Annotated in this window: 15 protein-coding genes; 14 read left to right on the forward strand and 1 reads right to left on the reverse strand. The window is 41.6% G+C overall.

What is annotated here, in order from left to right:
• The first annotated feature begins 89 nt into the window (after positions 1-89).
• The 7 genes from NYE23_RS00525 to NYE23_RS00555 all read left to right on the forward strand — a co-directional run bounded on the left by NYE23_RS00525 (position 90) and on the right by NYE23_RS00555 (position 7,655).
• On the forward strand, positions 90-1,328 hold the full coding sequence (locus NYE23_RS00525; protein ID WP_048008362.1) for an NAD(P)-dependent malic enzyme: 1,239 nt from the start codon (positions 90-92) through the stop codon (positions 1,326-1,328).
• Between the two features lie 8 nt (positions 1,329-1,336).
• Positions 1,337-1,960, forward strand: coding sequence for a FadR/GntR family transcriptional regulator (locus tag NYE23_RS00530; protein WP_341074787.1), 624 nt, complete (start codon positions 1,337-1,339; stop codon positions 1,958-1,960).
• Positions 1,961-2,121: 161 nt separating this feature from the next.
• Positions 2,122-3,000, forward strand: coding sequence for an acetyl-CoA carboxylase, carboxyltransferase subunit beta (gene accD / locus NYE23_RS00535; protein WP_304587102.1), 879 nt, complete (start codon positions 2,122-2,124; stop codon positions 2,998-3,000).
• Positions 2,985-3,962 carry an acetyl-CoA carboxylase carboxyl transferase subunit alpha gene (gene accA, locus NYE23_RS00540; RefSeq protein WP_341074788.1) on the forward strand — a complete coding sequence of 326 codons (978 nt, stop codon included), beginning with the start codon at positions 2,985-2,987 and terminating at the stop codon, positions 3,960-3,962. The genes accD and accA overlap by 16 nt, the downstream gene beginning before the upstream one ends.
• 380 nt (positions 3,963-4,342) lie before the next feature.
• Positions 4,343-5,302: a 6-phosphofructokinase gene (gene pfkA, locus NYE23_RS00545; RefSeq protein WP_035330297.1), complete on the forward strand. Its 960-nt coding sequence runs from the start codon at positions 4,343-4,345 to the stop codon at positions 5,300-5,302.
• Between the two features lie 85 nt (positions 5,303-5,387).
• The gene (gene pyk, locus NYE23_RS00550; RefSeq protein ID WP_341074791.1) at positions 5,388-7,148 is read left to right on the forward strand and encodes a pyruvate kinase; all 1,761 of its coding nucleotides are present in this window, start codon (positions 5,388-5,390) and stop codon (positions 7,146-7,148) included.
• 120 nt (positions 7,149-7,268) lie between these two features.
• Complete coding sequence (locus tag NYE23_RS00555; RefSeq protein ID WP_341074792.1) at positions 7,269-7,655, forward strand: FxsA family protein; 387 nt, start codon at positions 7,269-7,271, stop codon at positions 7,653-7,655.
• Positions 7,656-7,852: 197 nt separating this feature from the next.
• On the opposite strand, the gene ytvI is transcribed toward NYE23_RS00555, so the two are convergent.
• On the reverse strand, positions 7,853-8,974 hold the full coding sequence (gene ytvI, locus NYE23_RS00560) for a sporulation integral membrane protein YtvI (protein WP_341074793.1): 1,122 nt from the start codon (positions 8,972-8,974) through the stop codon (positions 7,853-7,855).
• 223 nt (positions 8,975-9,197) lie between these two features.
• Between ytvI and NYE23_RS00565 the strand changes: the two genes are divergently transcribed.
• The 7 genes from NYE23_RS00565 to pnpS all read left to right on the forward strand — a co-directional run bounded on the left by NYE23_RS00565 (position 9,198) and on the right by pnpS (position 17,323).
• Positions 9,198-9,659: a DUF441 domain-containing protein gene (locus NYE23_RS00565; protein WP_341074794.1), complete on the forward strand. Its 462-nt coding sequence runs from the start codon at positions 9,198-9,200 to the stop codon at positions 9,657-9,659.
• Positions 9,660-10,211: 552 nt separating this feature from the next.
• The gene (citZ, locus tag NYE23_RS00570; RefSeq protein ID WP_341074795.1) at positions 10,212-11,333 is read left to right on the forward strand and encodes a citrate synthase; all 1,122 of its coding nucleotides are present in this window, start codon (positions 10,212-10,214) and stop codon (positions 11,331-11,333) included.
• A gap of 208 nt (positions 11,334-11,541) precedes the next feature.
• Positions 11,542-12,810, forward strand: coding sequence for an NADP-dependent isocitrate dehydrogenase (icd, locus tag NYE23_RS00575; RefSeq protein ID WP_341074796.1), 1,269 nt, complete (start codon positions 11,542-11,544; stop codon positions 12,808-12,810).
• A gap of 209 nt (positions 12,811-13,019) precedes the next feature.
• Complete coding sequence (mdh, locus tag NYE23_RS00580; protein ID WP_341074798.1) at positions 13,020-13,961, forward strand: malate dehydrogenase; 942 nt, start codon at positions 13,020-13,022, stop codon at positions 13,959-13,961.
• A gap of 183 nt (positions 13,962-14,144) precedes the next feature.
• Complete coding sequence (locus NYE23_RS00585) at positions 14,145-14,621, forward strand: MaoC/PaaZ C-terminal domain-containing protein (protein ID WP_341074799.1); 477 nt, start codon at positions 14,145-14,147, stop codon at positions 14,619-14,621.
• Positions 14,622-14,834: 213 nt separating this feature from the next.
• Positions 14,835-15,551 (forward strand): response regulator transcription factor, encoded by a 717-nt coding sequence (locus NYE23_RS00590; RefSeq protein WP_341074800.1) that lies wholly within the window; start codon positions 14,835-14,837, stop codon positions 15,549-15,551.
• Complete coding sequence (gene pnpS / locus NYE23_RS00595) at positions 15,548-17,323, forward strand: two-component system histidine kinase PnpS (protein ID WP_341074801.1); 1,776 nt, start codon at positions 15,548-15,550, stop codon at positions 17,321-17,323. The genes NYE23_RS00590 and pnpS overlap by 4 nt, the downstream gene beginning before the upstream one ends.
• The last annotated feature ends 16 nt before the right edge of the window (positions 17,324-17,339 follow it).

Genomic DNA, 17,339 nt, shown 5'->3' on the forward strand with positions numbered 1-17,339 from the left:
TGAAACAGAACTGCAGCAGGATATAAAGCATGTATTCGTCAAGTCTATGTTTATATATAATCCTATCCGGAATATGAGGAGTGAAAATTTTGACCTTACGCGAAGAAGCTTTGCATATGCATAGAGCTAATAAAGGGAAATTGGAATCTAAATCTAAAGTACAGGTGCGAAATGCAAAAGACTTAAGTCTTGCTTACTCACCGGGGGTTGCTGAGCCCTGCAAAGAGATTTATGATAAGCCGGAAACTGTCTATGAATATACAATGAAAGGCAATATGGTCGCGGTTGTTTCCGATGGAACAGCAGTGCTGGGACTGGGGAATATCGGGCCGGAAGCTGCCCTGCCTGTAATGGAAGGAAAAGCTGTACTTTTCAAGAGTTTTGCAGGCGTGGATGCATTTCCAATTTGCCTTAATACGACAGACGTAGATAAAATTGTTGAGACTGTAAAACTTCTTGAGCCTACATTTGGAGGCGTGAACCTTGAAGATATTGCTGCTCCCAATTGCTTTTATGTAGAGGAGCGATTAAAGAAGGAAACCAATATTCCCGTTTTTCATGATGACCAGCATGGCACTGCCATTGTAACTGTTGCAGGCCTTGTAAATGCCTTGAAGCTTTCAGGGAAGAAAATGAATGAAATTAAGGTTGTGGCAAATGGTGCCGGTGCTGCCGGAATTGCCATTATTAAACTTTTATACAGCTACGGTGTTCGCGATATCATTATGTGTGACACGAAAGGAGCTATTTATGAAGGCCGCCCGCAGGGTATGAATGAAATTAAAAATGAAGTTGCAAAGTACACGAATCGCGAAAATGCGAATGGCAGTCTTGCAGATGTTATTAAAGGGGCTGACGTATTCATCGGGGTTTCTGCTGCCGGAGCCCTGACGGCTGAGATGATTGGCACTATGAATCAGGATCCGATTATATTCGCCATGGCTAATCCAACTCCTGAAATTATGCCTGAAGAAGCGAAAGCAGCTGGGGCAATGGTGGTTGGAACCGGAAGATCCGATTTTCCAAACCAGGTAAATAATGTGCTGGCTTTCCCTGGAATCTTCCGCGGAGCACTGGATGTCCGAGCAACTCATATCAATGAAAAAATGAAAGTGGCTGCTGTAGAAGCCATTGCTAATTTGGTGCATCAGGATGAGTTGAATGCTGATTATGTCATCCCGGGGCCATTCGATCCCCGTGTCGCACCGGAAGTTGCGGCTGCTGTAGCAAAGGCAGCTATGGAAACCGGAGTTGCCCGCATTAAAGTCGATCCTGAAGAAGTGAAGGAAAAAACGAAGCAGCTTGCAGTCATTGGAAAAGGTGAGTGATTCCATAAGTGAATTCACCTCAAAATAACACGAAGGTTTATATCGGCATAGTCAAACAGCTTAGGTCCATGATTGAACATGATGGCCTTAAGCCTGGAGATCGATTGCCTTCCGAAAGAGAGCTGTCAGAGCGCCTGGGTGTCGGGCGCTCTTCCGTTCGGGAAGCATTAAGAGCCCTTGAACTTCTTGGCTTAATTGAGACAAGGAGAGGCGAGGGGACTTTTATGAGGGATTTTAAGGGGCACCAGCTCGTACAGCTGCTTAGCACGTTTATTCTTCAGGATAAGAAATCTATAAGAGATGTTAAAGAAACCAAGTTTCTGATCGAACTTGATTGTTTATGGCTAATTATTCAAAAGGCTGGTGAAGATCGGCTTCTTAGGTTCAAAAAATGGACTCTGGAAGCAGACTACACAGATGATGACTTTTTTCTTGAAATCGTCACACTTGCAGATAATCATCTTTTCCTCCGTATTTGGATCATTCTCAAAGATTTTTATAATTCTTTGGATTTAGAGAAAATGATGATAACCAAGCAGCAATATGCAGAGCTGATTGATACCTTGATTTCCAGAAAAGATTCCGAAGTTATTCGTGTATATAGAAATTTAAGAAATTTGTCGAAGGATTAACGACAATTTTTTGCAGAATTTATTTTTGATATCATCTATATTTAATAATCAGACAAGCATAAATGAAGCCTAGAAAAGTTAGGCATTCATTTTTACATTAGTGGTCTGACCACTGTTGAAATTAATGGAAATGATTCAGCGATTATCAGGGAGGTTTCATCTTGCTTAAAGATATTTTTACTAAGACGAAGAAGAAGAAATATGCAACCATTCCATCGGAAACGGCAAAGCAGGATGTGCCGGAAGGAATCATGACAAAGTGTCCGAACTGTAAGAAGATCATGTATACCAAAGAATTGGTCAAGAACCTTAAAGTGTGTTTCCATTGTCATTACCACCATACCATGAATTCAAAAGAGCGTTTGGCAAGCTTTTTGGATGCTAATAGTTTTGAAGAAATTAACGCGAACATGATTTCTGAAAACCCTCTGAATTTCCCGGATTATATTGAAAAGCTTGAGAAGGATCGGGAAAAGACAAAGATAAATGAAGCGGTAGTGACTGGGACAGGCACTGTAGATGGTCAAAAAATTGCAGTAGCTGTTATGGATTCCACATTCAGAATGGGAAGCATGGGTTCAGTAGTCGGAGAGAAAATTACCCGTGCCATTGAAAAAGCTGATGAATTGCGAGTTCCTTTTATTATATTTACCGCTTCAGGCGGTGCAAGAATGCAGGAAGGCGTCTTGAGCCTGATGCAAATGGCCAAGACAAGTGTAGCACTAAAAAGATTCAGTGATAATGGAGGCCTCATTATTTCAATCATGACTCATCCGACAACAGGCGGCGTGTCTGCAAGCTTTGCTTCACTGGGGGACTATAATCTGGCAGAACCTGGTGCTTTGATTGGATTTGCGGGGCGCAGGATTATTGAACAAACGATCCGTGAAGAATTGCCGGAAGACTTCCAGACAGCAGAATTCTTATTAAAATGTGGTCAATTGGATGCAGTCATTCCGAGAACAGAGTTAAAAGACAAGATATCAGCTATTTTATCCATACATCAACCAGGAGGTGACTTCCAATGGCAGGAGAATTAGAATTTGAGCGTCCGGTAATGGAACTGAAAAAGAAGATTGCTGAATTAAAAGAGTTTACCAAAACAGCCGATGTAGACCTATCCTCTGAGATAGAGAAGCTGGAAGCGCGCTTGGAAAAATTAGAAGCCGATATATATGAAAATATGAAACCGTGGGACCGTGTGCAGATTGCGAGGCATCCTGCAAGGCCGACTACACTGGATTATATCTCCTATCTTTTCGAGGATTTTTTCGAGTGTCACGGGGATCGTGCTTTTGGTGATGATGAAGCGATTGTTGGCGGTATTGCCAAGTTTAGGGGGATTCCGGTTACTGTCATCGGCCACCAGCGCGGAAAAGACACGAAAGAGAATATCCGCAGAAACTTTGGCATGCCGCATCCCGAAGGTTACCGCAAAGCATTAAGGCTTATGAAGCAGGCCGATAAATTCAGGAGGCCGATTATCTGTTTCATTGATACGAAGGGTGCCTACCCCGGGAAAGCCGCAGAGGAACGAGGACAGAGTGAGGCAATTGCAAAGAACCTGTTTGAAATGGCCAGCCTCAGAGTCCCGGTTATCTGTATCGTCATTGGTGAAGGCGGAAGCGGCGGAGCTCTCGCTCTTGGTGTAGGAAACCATATTCATATGCTCGAAAACTCCACTTATTCTGTTATTTCTCCAGAAGGAGCGGCTGCTATTCTCTGGAAAGATGCAACCCAGGCAAAAAAGGCGGCAGAATCCATGAGAATCACAGCACCGGATTTAAAGGAACTTGGTGTAGTGGATGAAATTATTGAAGAGGTAAAGGGCGGAGCCCACAAAGATGTCAAGGTTCAGGCTGCGGAAATCGGAGAAGTCCTTACTCACTCATTGAAGGATCTGATGGATCTTACTGAAGACCAGCTGATCGATCACCGGTACAACAAGTTCAAATCTATTGGCAAATATTCGTTTTTAAAGGAATTTATTGGGGTAAAATAAAAGCGTGCTTTCGGGCACGTTTTTATTTTTTTTATAACTCGGTTTGCAGAATCCAAAGCTTCTTCCCGGCAGCTGAGAATTAGACAATAATACTGTCCTTATAGTGAAAAATGCAGTTTTTTCTATATAAAACGCTTTCAGTATCCCGACAATTCTGTATTTCTTTGAAATTGTCTGATTAAGTTGAGATGCACCCTTCTTCATGGTATTTTAGAAATATTCAATAGCGTTTTGTTCAATAATAAGATAAGCATAGAATGCTCTGCTTTACATATAGAGCCTATATTACATACAGAATTTTCGGGCAGGCATGTACATTCTTTATAAGCTGTTAAAATACAGCGCAGCATCTTATATAAATTACATTCGGGGTGATTATTGTGAAGAAAATAGGAGTTTTAACAAGCGGCGGCGATTCTCCTGGCATGAATGCGGCTGTACGTGCAGTTGTCCGTAAAGCGATCTATCATAATATTGAAGTGTATGGTGTTTATGGCGGATACTCCGGCTTGATGTCAGGAAATATTAAGAAGCTTGACCTGGGTTCGGTTGGTGATATCATCCATCGGGGCGGTACAGTTCTGCATTCGGCAAGAAGCGAAGAGTTCAAAACAAAAGAAGGCCAGCAAAAGGGCATTGAACAAATGAACAAGCACGGAATTGAAGGCCTTGTCGTAATTGGCGGGGACGGATCATACCGTGGAGCAAAAGCTTTGACAGAGCATGGATTTCCTTGTGTGGGCGTACCTGGCACCATCGATAACGACATTCCGGGAACGCAATATACTATTGGCTTTGACACAGCATTAAATACTGTTATTGATGCAATTGATAAAATCCGTGATACAGCTACTTCCCATGAAAGAACTTTTATCATTGAAGTTATGGGAAGAGATGCAGGAGACATCGCTTTATGTGCAGGATTAGCAGGCGGTGCGGAGACTATCCTCATTCCTGAAGCAGGCTATAGTATGGATGAAATTGCTGAAAGACTTAAAAAGGGACATGAACGAGGCAAAAAACACAGTATCATTGTAGTTGCAGAAGGAGTCTGCAGCGGCGTGGAATTTGCCAAGCAAATCAAAGAAACAACAAATTTTGATACACGCGTGTCCGTGCTTGGCCATATGCAGCGGGGCGGTTCCCCAACTGCATTCGACCGGGTGCTGGCTAGCCGACTTGGAGCATATGCAGTTGAGCTAATTCTTGAAGGCAAAGGCGGACGTGCAGTAGGAATTCAAAATAATAAACTGGTTGACCATGATATAATAGAAATATTGGATAGAGAGCATACACTTGACCTGGATCTCTACAAACTCTCGAAAGAGCTGTCTATTTAATTTTGCCGCATATCAACCAGCACGCAGCTCCCAAAAGCCGCCTGTGCCGGTAATCTAGCTGCATTAATTCAGGAGGTAAATTATTATGCGTAAAACGAAAATCGTTTGTACTATTGGACCTGCCAGTGAAAGTGTTGAAAAGTTAACACAGCTTATTGAAGCAGGCATGAATGTTGCCCGGTTAAATTTTTCCCATGGTGATTTCGAGGAACATGGCCAGCGAATTCAGAATATCCGTGAAGCTTCAGCAAAGACCGGCAAGACTGTAGCGATCCTTTTAGACACTAAAGGGCCGGAAATCCGCACAAACAATATGGTGGATGGCGCGATTGAATTGAGAGCTGGAGAAAACATTATTATTTCCATGAACGAGGTTGAAGGAACAGCAGAAAAATTCTCTGTTACATATGCAGGCCTTATTGAGGATGTGCACACAGGAAGCAAAATTTTGCTTGATGACGGTTTAATTGGTCTGGAAGTGACAAAAATTGATAAGGCCAACAGTGAAATCCACACAAAAATTTTAAATAGCGGAACTCTTAAAAATAAAAAAGGCGTCAATGTTCCAGGTGTTTCTGTGAATCTTCCCGGCATAACGGAGAAAGATGCACAGGACATCATCTTCGGAATTGAACAGGGCGTCGATTTCATCGCCGCTTCTTTTGTCCGCAGAGCTTCTGATGTTTTGGAAATCAGACAGCTGCTTGAAGAACACAATGCATCTTATATCAACATCATTCCTAAGATTGAAAATCAGGAAGGTGTAGATAATATTGAAGAAATTCTTGAAATTTCTGACGGATTAATGGTAGCTCGCGGAGACCTTGGAGTGGAAATTCCAGCAGAAGAGGTGCCGCTCGTACAAAAGAAATTAATTAAAAAATGCAATGCACAGGGGAAACCAGTCATTACTGCAACACAAATGCTGGATTCCATGCAGCGCAACCCGCGTCCAACACGCGCAGAGGCAAGTGATGTAGCAAATGCCATTTTTGATGGAACTGATGCGATTATGTTATCCGGTGAGACGGCTGCGGGCTCTTATCCAGTCGAAGCTGTACAGACGATGCACAACATTGCATCAAGAGCAGAATCTGCATTAGACCATAAAGAAATCCTGTCAAATCGCAGCAAAGATAATGAGCATAATATTACTGATGCTATTGGAGAATCAGTGGCACATACAGCTCTTAACCTGGATGTTAACGCCATTATTACACCAACTGAAAGCGGCCATACAGCTCGGATGATTTCCAAGTACCGTCCTAAAACACCAATCGTTGCCGTTACTTCTAATGACCATGTGTCACGGCGTTTATCTTTAACATGGGGTGTATATCCTCAAATTGGCCAAAAGGCGTCTACAACAGACGATATGCTTGATATCGCCGTTGAAGAAAGCTTGAACAGCGGAATTGTTGCTTCAGGAGATTTAGTTGTAATTACAGCAGGAGTTCCTGTGGGTGAAGCAGGTACCACCAACTTAATGAAAATTCATGTAGTGGGGGACATCCTTGCTAAGGCACAAGGGATCGGGCGAAAATCAGCCTTTGGAAAAGTCGTTGTAGCAAGAAATGCAGAGGAAGCATTGGCGAAGGTAACAGAAGGATCTATTCTGGTTACAATCGGCTCTGACCGTGAAATGGTGCCTGCGATTGAGAAATGCAGTGCGCTTATTACAGAAGAAGGCGGGCTTACAAGCCATGCGGCTGTTGTTGGCCTTAATATTGGCATACCTGTCATTGTAGGGGTTGAAAATGCAACAAGCCTGCTGAAAGATGGACAGGAAGTCACAGTGGACTCTCAGCGCGGTGTAATTTATAACGGCCACGCAAGCGTATTATAATTGGATTTGTAAAAGGAAGGGGTTGCCCTTCCTTTTTGATTTTTCCGGACAAATTGTTATATTCTCAGTGCCTTGTTTGATATAATAATGGTAAGTCTTAAACAAAATAGAGGTGGCTTAATGCGCTACATTCTCTTGCTGATGATAATCGTTCCAGCTGCTGAAATTGGTGTTTTACTTCTTTCAGGCAACACCATTGGCCTATGGCCTACACTTGCGATTATCCTGCTTACAGGTGTTCTCGGTGCTTATCTCGCTAAAAAGCAGGGTCTTGAAACAATCAGAAAAATACAGGATCAGCTGCGATACGGGCAAATGCCTGGAGATGCAATTCTTGATGGGGCATGTATCCTTATTGGAGGCACCTTGCTCCTTGCACCGGGGTTCATTACAGATGCATTAGGATTTACATTGCTTCTTCCTTCGGCTAGAAAAGGATTTAAAAACATCCTTTATATAGGTCTGAAAAAATGGATAAACAAGGGAACGATCACGATAATCAGGTAAAAATAGCTATATAAAGCCGCTCCGATTCATTGGAGCGGCTGGTTTAATTTACTGGAAGACGGCAATCCCATGGTTATTGTCCCGCTCAGTGGCACTATTGCCATTGAGCGGGGAAATTTAACTCTTTTGGTTAGGCAAGTGCCCAACATCCACTTCTCTGCATAGCCTGACTGAAGGCAATGCCTGAATTTTTCATCCTAATCGGCTTCTTCATTGCCTTTTATAAACATCCAGATATCCCGGAATACCCCAGCTTTATGGAGAGTAGTGATGAGTACAAGAGTAACCGGACCTGCAATTAAGCCAAGAAAACCAATTAGTTTAAAACCAACAAATAAAGCAATCAGGGTAGCTAAAGGATCAAGCCCAATGCTTGATGAAAGTATTTTTGGCTCCATTATCTGGCGCTGGGCCAGCACGATGATATAAAGAATGCCCAGGCCGAGTGCCCTGCTCATTTCTCCGCCGATTGCTTCATATATAATCCATGGCACAAAAATCAGCCCTGTTCCGAGATAGGGAATAATATCGACAAGGCCAGTCACAAGTGCAATTGTGATGGCGTAATCGACACGCAGAATCAGAAGTCCGGCAAGTATGATAACCGTAGTAATAGATACTAAAGTAGCCTGTGCCTTGACAAATCCAAACAAAGCCTTCTGCAGATCGGCAAATACGGTTCTGCCGCTTTTTTTTGCGCGGCTTGGCAGTATGCGGCTGAATATGCCTGAAAGCCTATGCCAATCTTTGCTGATAAAAAAAGTGGCCAGCAGCGAGAAAATCAGGACCGTTGCTGCGTTGGGGAACCATGAAAGAATGTTTGGGATTTTCTCGAAAAATGCCTGGATAAAATCTCCCAATGTAGAGCCAAATTGCTTCCCGACATTTTCTATATTCGTCATGATGGTATCCTGCTGTCCTGTTCCCAGAGTATTAAATAAACTTGCCAGCTGGTTATAAAGAGGAATGATTTGCCCTGCAAAGAACTGCTCAACAAAACCAATTAAGGTATCAAGGTGCTGCGGCACTACTTTTGCCAAATAATCCGCACCAGATACAATCTCTGCCACCAGCAAAGTGATTAATCCGGCAAAAATGGCAAAGATAAGAATCAGTGCAATGAGGACTGCAAGAGCCCTTGGTATTTTCCATTTAACCTCCATTATATTGACCAAAGGGTTAATCAGAAAGGCTATGGCCAGTCCAATAATAAAAGGATAAGTTACTTTAGATAAATATAAGAAAGCATAGAGACCTAAGATCACCACTCCAATGACAAAGAAAAATCTTACAGTCCGATAGATATATGCCGGGTTCAAGTAATAGCCTCCTTATTAAATTTGAACAGACTAAGTCATTGCAGCTTGCTTTATGTAATGTTATTAGTCATATCATACATCATTTTTGCAGCAGCTTAAAATAATTAGATATTGTCTATTAATACTTATTCTATTTTTAAAACTCCGCCAAAGAACCCGGAAATTATTAAATTGATTTAAATTATGTTACGATAATATAGAAAGCTGGCAGGTGAATTAGCAGATGGTTTCCCAATCACTCATTTTTTTATTTCTATTGCTGGGAATTGGTGTATTAGCAAAAAATCAATCACTGATCATTGCTGTCTTTGTTTTGATTATCCTTAAAGCAGCCGGCCTGGATTCAAAAACATTTTCATTTCTGCAGTCCAAAGGGATTAACTGGGGTGTAACCATTATTACAATTGCTGTCCTTGCTCCTATAGCCAGTGGTGAAATCGGCTTCCGGGATTTAGGCGGGGCATTTAAATCCCCTTATGCGTGGGTTGCTCTTGTCTCAGGGATTGCAGTTGCGCTTCTGGCAAAAGGCGGCATCGTATTGCTGGCTGAAGATCCCCATATAACAACTGCTCTTGTTCTGGGGACCATTCTTGCTGTCTCCCTTTTTAAAGGTATTGCCGTCGGTCCTCTGATAGGGGCGGGGATTGCGTATATGGCAATGAAAGTCTTTGAGTTTTTTAAATGAATGTTTATTTAGATTTTTCATTGCCTTTGGCAATAATGTAAATAAACTTTTCTTGAAAAATAATATTTTTTAACAAATTAAGTGCTTTTCATTCACAAAAGTCAGATAATTGTTTATAATAGGACTTGTAAGCGTAACCTATTTCGCGGTACCTATTAAATTCAGTTAAGCTCTATTAAAATGTTATTAATATATTTATTTTTTCCATTTTCAAAAATAATGTAAGCATTTTCTTTTTTTTTTAGAGAGTACCGAGCAACCGCTCGATTAATGCATGCCAAGAGAAAGTTTATTTCTTCCATATATCGGGGAATGCTTTTCAATAAATGAAAGTTTCACCTTTCATGGATTTGGTCTGTAGATCGGCTAATACAGCCGGCTTTTCAATGGCTGTCCTGCAGCCCTATAAAAGTGTCCAAAAAATAAAACAGAATGTGGACATGACGAGGAAGCTTTTCTGAAAAATGAAAAATCAGGTTCGGCTTACTTATGTTTAATGTACAGACAAAAATGGGTATGGGGAAATTTTATTATGTAAAGGAGAGATTCGGTATGACAGTAACACGCGGTCTTGAAGGGGTAGTAGCTACTACTTCGTCTATCAGCTCCATCATAGACGATACATTAACCTATGCGGGCTACAATATTGATGATTTGGCTGAAAATGCAAGCTTTGAAGAGGTTATTTATCTTTTATGGCACAGAAAGCTTCCTGCTCAATCACAACTGGACGAGTTAAAGAGTCAGCTTGCAGCAAACTACTCTCTTCCAGAGGAAGTTCTGAACCATTTTAAAACATATCCAATTGACAAAGTGCATCCAATGGCTGCCCTTCGTTCTGCAGTGTCTCTATTGGGACTTTATGATGAAGAAGCAGACCAGATGGATGAAGAAGCAAACTATAAAAAAGCAATTCGCCTTCAAGCTAAAATGCCTGCTATCGTAACGGCATTTGCACGGGTAAGAAAAGGCCTTGAACCAATTGCTCCTAGAACAGATCTTGGATTTGCAGCCAACTTCCTATACATGCTTACAGGCAAAGAGCCTGAACCAATCGCAATTGAAGCATTTAATAAAGCGCTGGTTCTTCATGCGGACCATGAACTGAATGCTTCCACTTTCACTGCACGTGTATGTGTAGCCACATTGTCAGATATTTATTCAGGAGTTACAGCTGCTATTGGCGCATTAAAAGGTCCATTGCATGGCGGTGCCAATGAGGCGGTAATGAAGATGCTTACTGATATTAGCACTCTTGAAAATGTAGAGCCGTATATCCGTGAAAAGCTTGAAAAGAAAGAGAAAATCATGGGCTTTGGCCATCGTGTTTACCGTCATGGCGATCCTCGTGCCAAGCACTTAAGAGAAATGTCTAAAAAGCTTACAGAGCTTACCGGGGAACCACACTGGTACGAAATGTCCACGCAAATTGAAGCGATCGTTACCGGAGAGAAAAAACTTCCGCCAAATGTCGACTTCTATTCTGCATCTGTATACCATAGCCTGGGAATCGACCATGACCTGTTCACGCCGATTTTTGCTGTAAGCCGTGTATCTGGCTGGCTGGCTCATATTCTCGAACAATATGAGAATAATCGTTTGATCCGTCCGCGTGCAGACTATACAGGCCCGGGTATGCAGAAATACGTGCCAGTAGAGCAAAGAGGTCTTTAATAAGCTGAAAAAACAGATTTAAAGAACTAAAATTACTACTCAGCATTTTACTTTTTATCAAAAAATTGCTGTAATAGAGAGAGCAGGGAAAAGGTTAGGGGCAAAAGCCTTCTAACCTTTGATTCTGATATACTGACGCAGCATTGTGCCGCAGACTATATAAATAAAAAGGCTAATGCTCGCACTTTTCAAAATGGAGGGTATAACAATGCAAGGTGAAAAAATTACAGTTACTAATGGTGTACTAAACGTACCAAACAATCCAATCGTTCCTTTTATCGAAGGAGACGGAACAGGACCTGATATTTGGGCAGCAGCTTCCCGTGTATTGGATGCTTCTGTAGAAAAAGCATATAAAGGTGAGCGCAAGCTTGTCTGGAAAGAAGTGTTAGCAGGAGAAAAAGCCTTCAACCAGACTGGAGAGTGGCTTCCTTCTGAAACACTTGATGTGATCAATGAATATCTAATTGCGATTAAAGGTCCACTAACAACACCAATCGGCGGCGGAATCCGTTCTCTGAACGTTGCACTTCGCCAGGAGCTTGACCTGTTTGTGTGCCTGCGTCCTGTCCGCTGGTTTGAAGGCGTTCCTTCTCCAGTTAAACGCCCTCAGGATACTGATATGGTTATTTTCCGTGAAAATACTGAAGATATTTATGCCGGCATTGAGTATGCAAAAGGCTCTGATGAGGTTAAAAAGTTAATTTCATTCCTTCAGGATGAAATGGGTGTTAATAAGATCCGCTTCCCTGAAACTTCAGGCCTCGGCATTAAGCCTGTTTCAGAAGAGGGAACCAGCCGCCTTGTACGCGCTGCTATTGAGTATGCAATTAAAGAAGGCCGCAAATCTCTAACACTTGTACATAAAGGCAATATCATGAAATTTACTGAGGGTGCCTTTAAAAACTGGGGTTATGAGCTCGCTGAAAGAGAGTACGGAGAAAAAGTATTCACGTGGGCTCAATATGACCGCATTAAGGATGAGCAGGGTGTTGAAGCTGCAAACAAAGCTCAGGCAGATGCAGAAGCAGCCGGCAAAATTATTGTTAAAGATGCGATTGCTGATATTTTCCTTCAGCAGATCCTTACCCGTCCAAAAGAGTTTGATGTTGTTGCAACAATGAACTTGAACGGCGATTATATTTCTGATGCTCTTGCTGCACAGGTAGGCGGAATTGGTATTGCTCCTGGAGCAAACATTAACTATGAAACTGGACATGCGATCTTCGAAGCAACTCATGGTACAGCTCCGAAGTATGCTGGTCTTGATAAGGTTAACCCTTCTTCTGTTATTCTTTCAGGTGTATTAATGCTTGAGCACCTTGGATGGAACGAAGCCGCAAACATGATCGTTAAATCTATGGAAAAATCTATTGCTTCTAAAGTCGTAACATATGACTTTGCCCGTCTAATGGATGGAGCAACTGAAGTAAAATGTTCTGAATTTGCCGACGAACTAATTAAAAACATGGAGTAAAAAAGCAAAAGCGCCTTTAATAAAAGGCGCTTTTGACTAATATACTATTCATGCAGTGCTATTTTGTGTGCTTCCCTGAGGAAACTTCTTTTGCCGGGCAGCTGGCGATTCTCTGAAATTGTGTATATAGGATGGCTGTTCTTTGGAACAGCCTCTTACATAAAGGATGCAAATCCTGATACTTTCATTTCCAAAAGGAGGAACTGCTCATGTCATTGAAACGTAAAAAGATTTCTGTAATCGGTGGAGGATTTACTGGTGCAACAACTGCATTCTTACTGGCTCAAAAGGAACTTGGAGATGTTGTGCTGGTTGATATTCCGCAAATGGAAAACCCTACAAAGGGAAAAGCTCTTGATATGCTTGAAGCAAGTCCTGTTCAGGGATTCGATGCGAATATTATAGGTACTTCAAGCTATGAAGATACACAAGAATCTGACATAGTAGTTATTACAGCAGGCATTGCACGGAAGCCGGGCATGAGCCGGGATGACCTTGTACAAACGAACCAGAAGATTATGAAAAGTGTAGCTCAGGAGATTGCAAAACATTCTCCAAATAGCTATATTGTTGTGCTGACTAATCCAGTTGATGCCATGACTTATACCGTTTTCAAGGAATCAGGCTTCCCGAAAAACCGTGTAATTGGCCAATCAGGTGTTCTTGACACAGCCCGCTTCCGGACATTTGTCGCCCAGGAACTGAATTTGTCTGTTAAAGACATTACAGGATTTGTACTTGGCGGCCATGGTGATGATATGGTTCCGCTAGTCCGCTATTCATATGCTGGCGGCATTCCTTTAGAAGCCTTAATTTCAAAAGATCGTCTTGATGCCATTGTCGAGCGTACACGCAAAGGCGGAGGAGAGATCGTCAACTTATTAGGCAACGGAAGTGCCTACTATGCTCCAGCGGCTTCCCTTGTGGAAATGTGTGAAGCTATCCTTAAGGATCAGCGCCGCGTACTTCCTTCCATTGCTTACCTAGAAGGAGAATATGGCTACGAAGGAATCTATCTGGGTGTGCCTGCAATCCTTGGAGCAAACGGAATCGAAAAAGTAATAGAGCTTGAACTGACAAGCGAAGAAAAAGCTGCCCTCGATAAATCGGCAGATTCAGTTCGCAAGGTAATGGAAGTATTAGCTTACTAGGATGGTCTAATTTTAAGTGAAGAAAATCCGGGGGCTTTCTCCCGGATTTTTTTACTGGAAGCCCTTTTGGGAAATAGTATAAAATGATATCATATAAAAATAGACTGAATAATTTAAAATATTGAACAGTCTATTTTTTACATTAACTATGTAAACGGTTACAATACTCGGAGGTGCTTAGATATGCTGCTTGGAAAGAAAAGAAAACTGGGAAGAACCATTGAAGAAATATCTGTGGGCGAAAAATTGACGCTCACAGAAAAAATAGAAGACAAGGATCTATTGCTGTATCTTGGCCTGACCAACGATGCAAACCCTTTATATATTCAGCATGATTATGCTTCACAAACACCTTATAAAAAACCTATTGTACCAAGTGTAATGCTGAATGGCATCATAAATTCTGCCATATCAAAATATTTGCCGGGTCCAGGAAGCCATGTTTTAAAACAGGAAATCGAGTACACGAAGCCAGTCTATCATTATGGTACGGTTCAATTTTTATTTGAAGTAACAGAAGTAAGCACCTCAAATCATACCGTGCAAATTAAGGTACAGGGAACAAATGAAGAGGAGCAGACGGTTATTAATGGCCAGCTCCTTGTATGTCCGCCATACAAGCCGCAGCCTATGGATGGGAATGCTCTGGATAATTTCTGATAGTCAAAAGATGTGCAGCATATGCGCATCTTTTTTTGATGAAATCCTTTCTTTCCTAGAATTGACCCGAAAAAAATCATGAAATATATTATAATAAAGATATATGGCAAATAGGGGTTTGATAGGCAGGAGGGATACCTGCTTTTATAAAGATCGCTGACAATCAATCAGCTGAGTTTCAAACAGGGGTAATTCATTCACTCGGAGGATCGCATGGATAAGAAAATTCTAGTTGTAGATGACGAACAATCTATCGTAACTTTACTTCAATACAACCTGCAGCAGGCGGGCTATGAAGTGCTTACAGCCATGGATGGCCAGGAGGGAAAAGATCTGGCCATTTCTGAAAAGCCGGATCTTATAGTACTTGATCTTATGCTGCCAAAGCTTGATGGAATAGAAGTATGCAAACAGCTTAGACAGCAGAAAATAGCGACACCTATTTTAATGCTGACTGCCAAGGATGATGAATTTGATAAGGTTCTTGGTCTTGAACTGGGTGCAGATGATTACATGACAAAACCTTTCAGCCCCAGGGAAGTGGTTGCCAGAGTTAAAGCTATCTTACGGAGAACTCAATTTGTGCCTGAAGCTGCCGAGGAGAAAGCAGAAGAGGGAGATTCTTTTAGGATTGGCGGTCTTAAAATCTTTCCGCAGCATTATGAAGCCTATTTTGAAGAAGAACTCCTTGAATTAACTCCGAAGGAATTTGAATTGCTATTATATCTTGCCAAGAATAAGAGCCGTGTCCTTACACGGGATCAGCTGCTTAGTGCAGTGTGGAATTATGATTTTGCAGGAGACACGAGAATCGTTGATGTACATATTAGCCATTTAAGAGAGAAAATTGAAGCAAACACCAAAAAACCTGTATATATTAAGACCATTCGCGGACTGGGCTACAAATTGGAGGAGCCTAAAGGAGAATGACAACCTTTCGCACCCGCCTGCTTTTCGCATTGCTTTCATTAATTCTGGTGGTTTTAATTGCATTAGGCCTTCTTTTAGGCCAGCTTTTTAAAAGCTATTATTTAAATACATTTGATGCACGTCTCCAAAAAGAGACTGAAATGGCGGCGAGCTATATTGAGGGCAATGGTGGCATTGGATCCATTAGTATTGAGAGAATCAATGAGCTTGGTGACATACTTGATGTGCATGTAACGGCTACTGATAGCAAGGGCAGAATATTAATGGATAGCAGCATCAAAAGTGAGACAACGCAAAACAGGCACCAGGAAATCATATTTGAAGTATTAAAAAAGAAATCTGCAAATGAATCAGGATGGGAAGTGGCTGGAGGGTTTAATCTGCACTATTATTGGCAGCCTGTCATGATAAATGGCGAGAAGGAAGGCTATATCTTCCTAAGCACAAAGCTGGCTGAATTCCAAAAGGCCTATCAGCAGATTTGGTGGATTTTAGCTGTCAGTCTTGGACTGTCTTTATTTATGATTATTCTGCTTGGGTCAAGAATTATGGCACGATATACAAAGCCTATCGAGTCAGCAACACAGGTTGCGATTGAACTTACTAAGGGAAACTATCGGGCAAGAACATATGAAGATCACGAAGATGAAACAGGCATGCTGAGTAAGTCCATCAATGTACTGGCGAGAAATCTTCAGGAAATGGTGAAATCCCAGGAAATGCAGCAGGACAGACTTGGGGCTCTCATCGAAAACATGGGAAGCGGTTTGATTCTTATTGACAGCAGAGGCTATATTAATTTAGTGAACCGGCCATATAAAGAGGTTTTCAATGTAAATCCTTCCGAATACCTTTACAAGCTCTATTATGAAGTGATAGAACACAAAGGTATTACCGAAATGGTCGAAGAAATTTTCATGACCGAACAGAAAGTAAAAAAGCAGCTCATTATTCCTGTCAATATCGAAAGACGTTATTTTGAAGTATATGGAGTTCCGATTATCGGCACAAATGATGAATGGAAAGGGATTTTGCTTGTATTTCATGATATTACAGAACTGAAGAAGCTTGAGCAGATGAGGAAGGATTTTGTAGCGAACGTTTCTCATGAATTGAAAACACCTATTACCTCTATAAAAGGTTTCTCTGAAACTCTTTTGGATGGTGCGATGGAAAACAAACAGACTCTTAATGATTTCCTCAATATCATTTTAAATGAAAGTGATCGTCTGCAATCACTTATTCAAGAATTGCTGGATCTGTCGAAAATCGAAAAGCAAGGCTTTAGTTTGTCCATTCAGCAGCTGGATCTGGCTGACGTGCTCGAAGATGTGGTGGCCATCATGAAAGGGAAAGCGGCAGAAAAAGAAATCGTTTTGGAATATAAGAGAGAGGATAAACCTGTATATATTGAAGGTGATGTTCACCGGCTTAAGCAGGTGTTTATTAATATCATATCAAATGCAATTTCTTATACGCCAAATCAGGGGGTCGTCTATATTTCGTCGGCAAAGACCGGCAGCACAGTTTTAACCGAAATAAGGGATACGGGCATTGGGATTGAAGCGAGAGAAATCCCACGTATTTTTGAGCGTTTTTACCGGGTTGATAAAGCCAGAAGCAGGAACTCCGGCGGAACAGGGCTGGGTCTTGCAATCGTAAAGCATCTCGTTGAAGCACATAAAGGAACCATCTCAGTCAAAAGTGAGGTCGGCAAAGGCACCTCCTTTATAATTGAACTTCCGAAAATAATGATTGAAAAAAATGGATGAAGTGGCAGGATTAACT

Origin of the sequence: Cytobacillus sp. FSL H8-0458, assembly GCF_038002165.1 — a bacterium.
Lineage (GTDB): Bacteria > Bacillota > Bacilli > Bacillales > Cytobacillaceae > Cytobacillus.

Bases quoted from the DNA above. Each gene is read 5' to 3' on its own strand.
- accA (WP_341074788.1), top strand. From the start codon at position 2,985: ATGGCAGGAGAATTAGAATTTGAGCGTCCGGTAATGGAACTGAAAAAG.
- pyk (WP_341074791.1), top strand. From the start codon at position 5,388: ATGCGTAAAACGAAAATCGTTTGTACTATTGGACCTGCCAGTGAAAGT.
- NYE23_RS00555 (WP_341074792.1), top strand. From the start codon at position 7,269: ATGCGCTACATTCTCTTGCTGATGATAATCGTTCCAGCTGCTGAAATT.
- NYE23_RS00565 (WP_341074794.1), top strand. From the start codon at position 9,198: ATGGTTTCCCAATCACTCATTTTTTTATTTCTATTGCTGGGAATTGGT.
- citZ (WP_341074795.1), top strand. From the start codon at position 10,212: ATGACAGTAACACGCGGTCTTGAAGGGGTAGTAGCTACTACTTCGTCT.
- icd (WP_341074796.1), top strand. From the start codon at position 11,542: ATGCAAGGTGAAAAAATTACAGTTACTAATGGTGTACTAAACGTACCA.
- mdh (WP_341074798.1), top strand. From the start codon at position 13,020: ATGTCATTGAAACGTAAAAAGATTTCTGTAATCGGTGGAGGATTTACT.
- NYE23_RS00585 (WP_341074799.1), top strand. From the start codon at position 14,145: ATGCTGCTTGGAAAGAAAAGAAAACTGGGAAGAACCATTGAAGAAATA.
- NYE23_RS00590 (WP_341074800.1), top strand. From the start codon at position 14,835: ATGGATAAGAAAATTCTAGTTGTAGATGACGAACAATCTATCGTAACT.
- pnpS (WP_341074801.1), top strand. From the start codon at position 15,548: ATGACAACCTTTCGCACCCGCCTGCTTTTCGCATTGCTTTCATTAATT.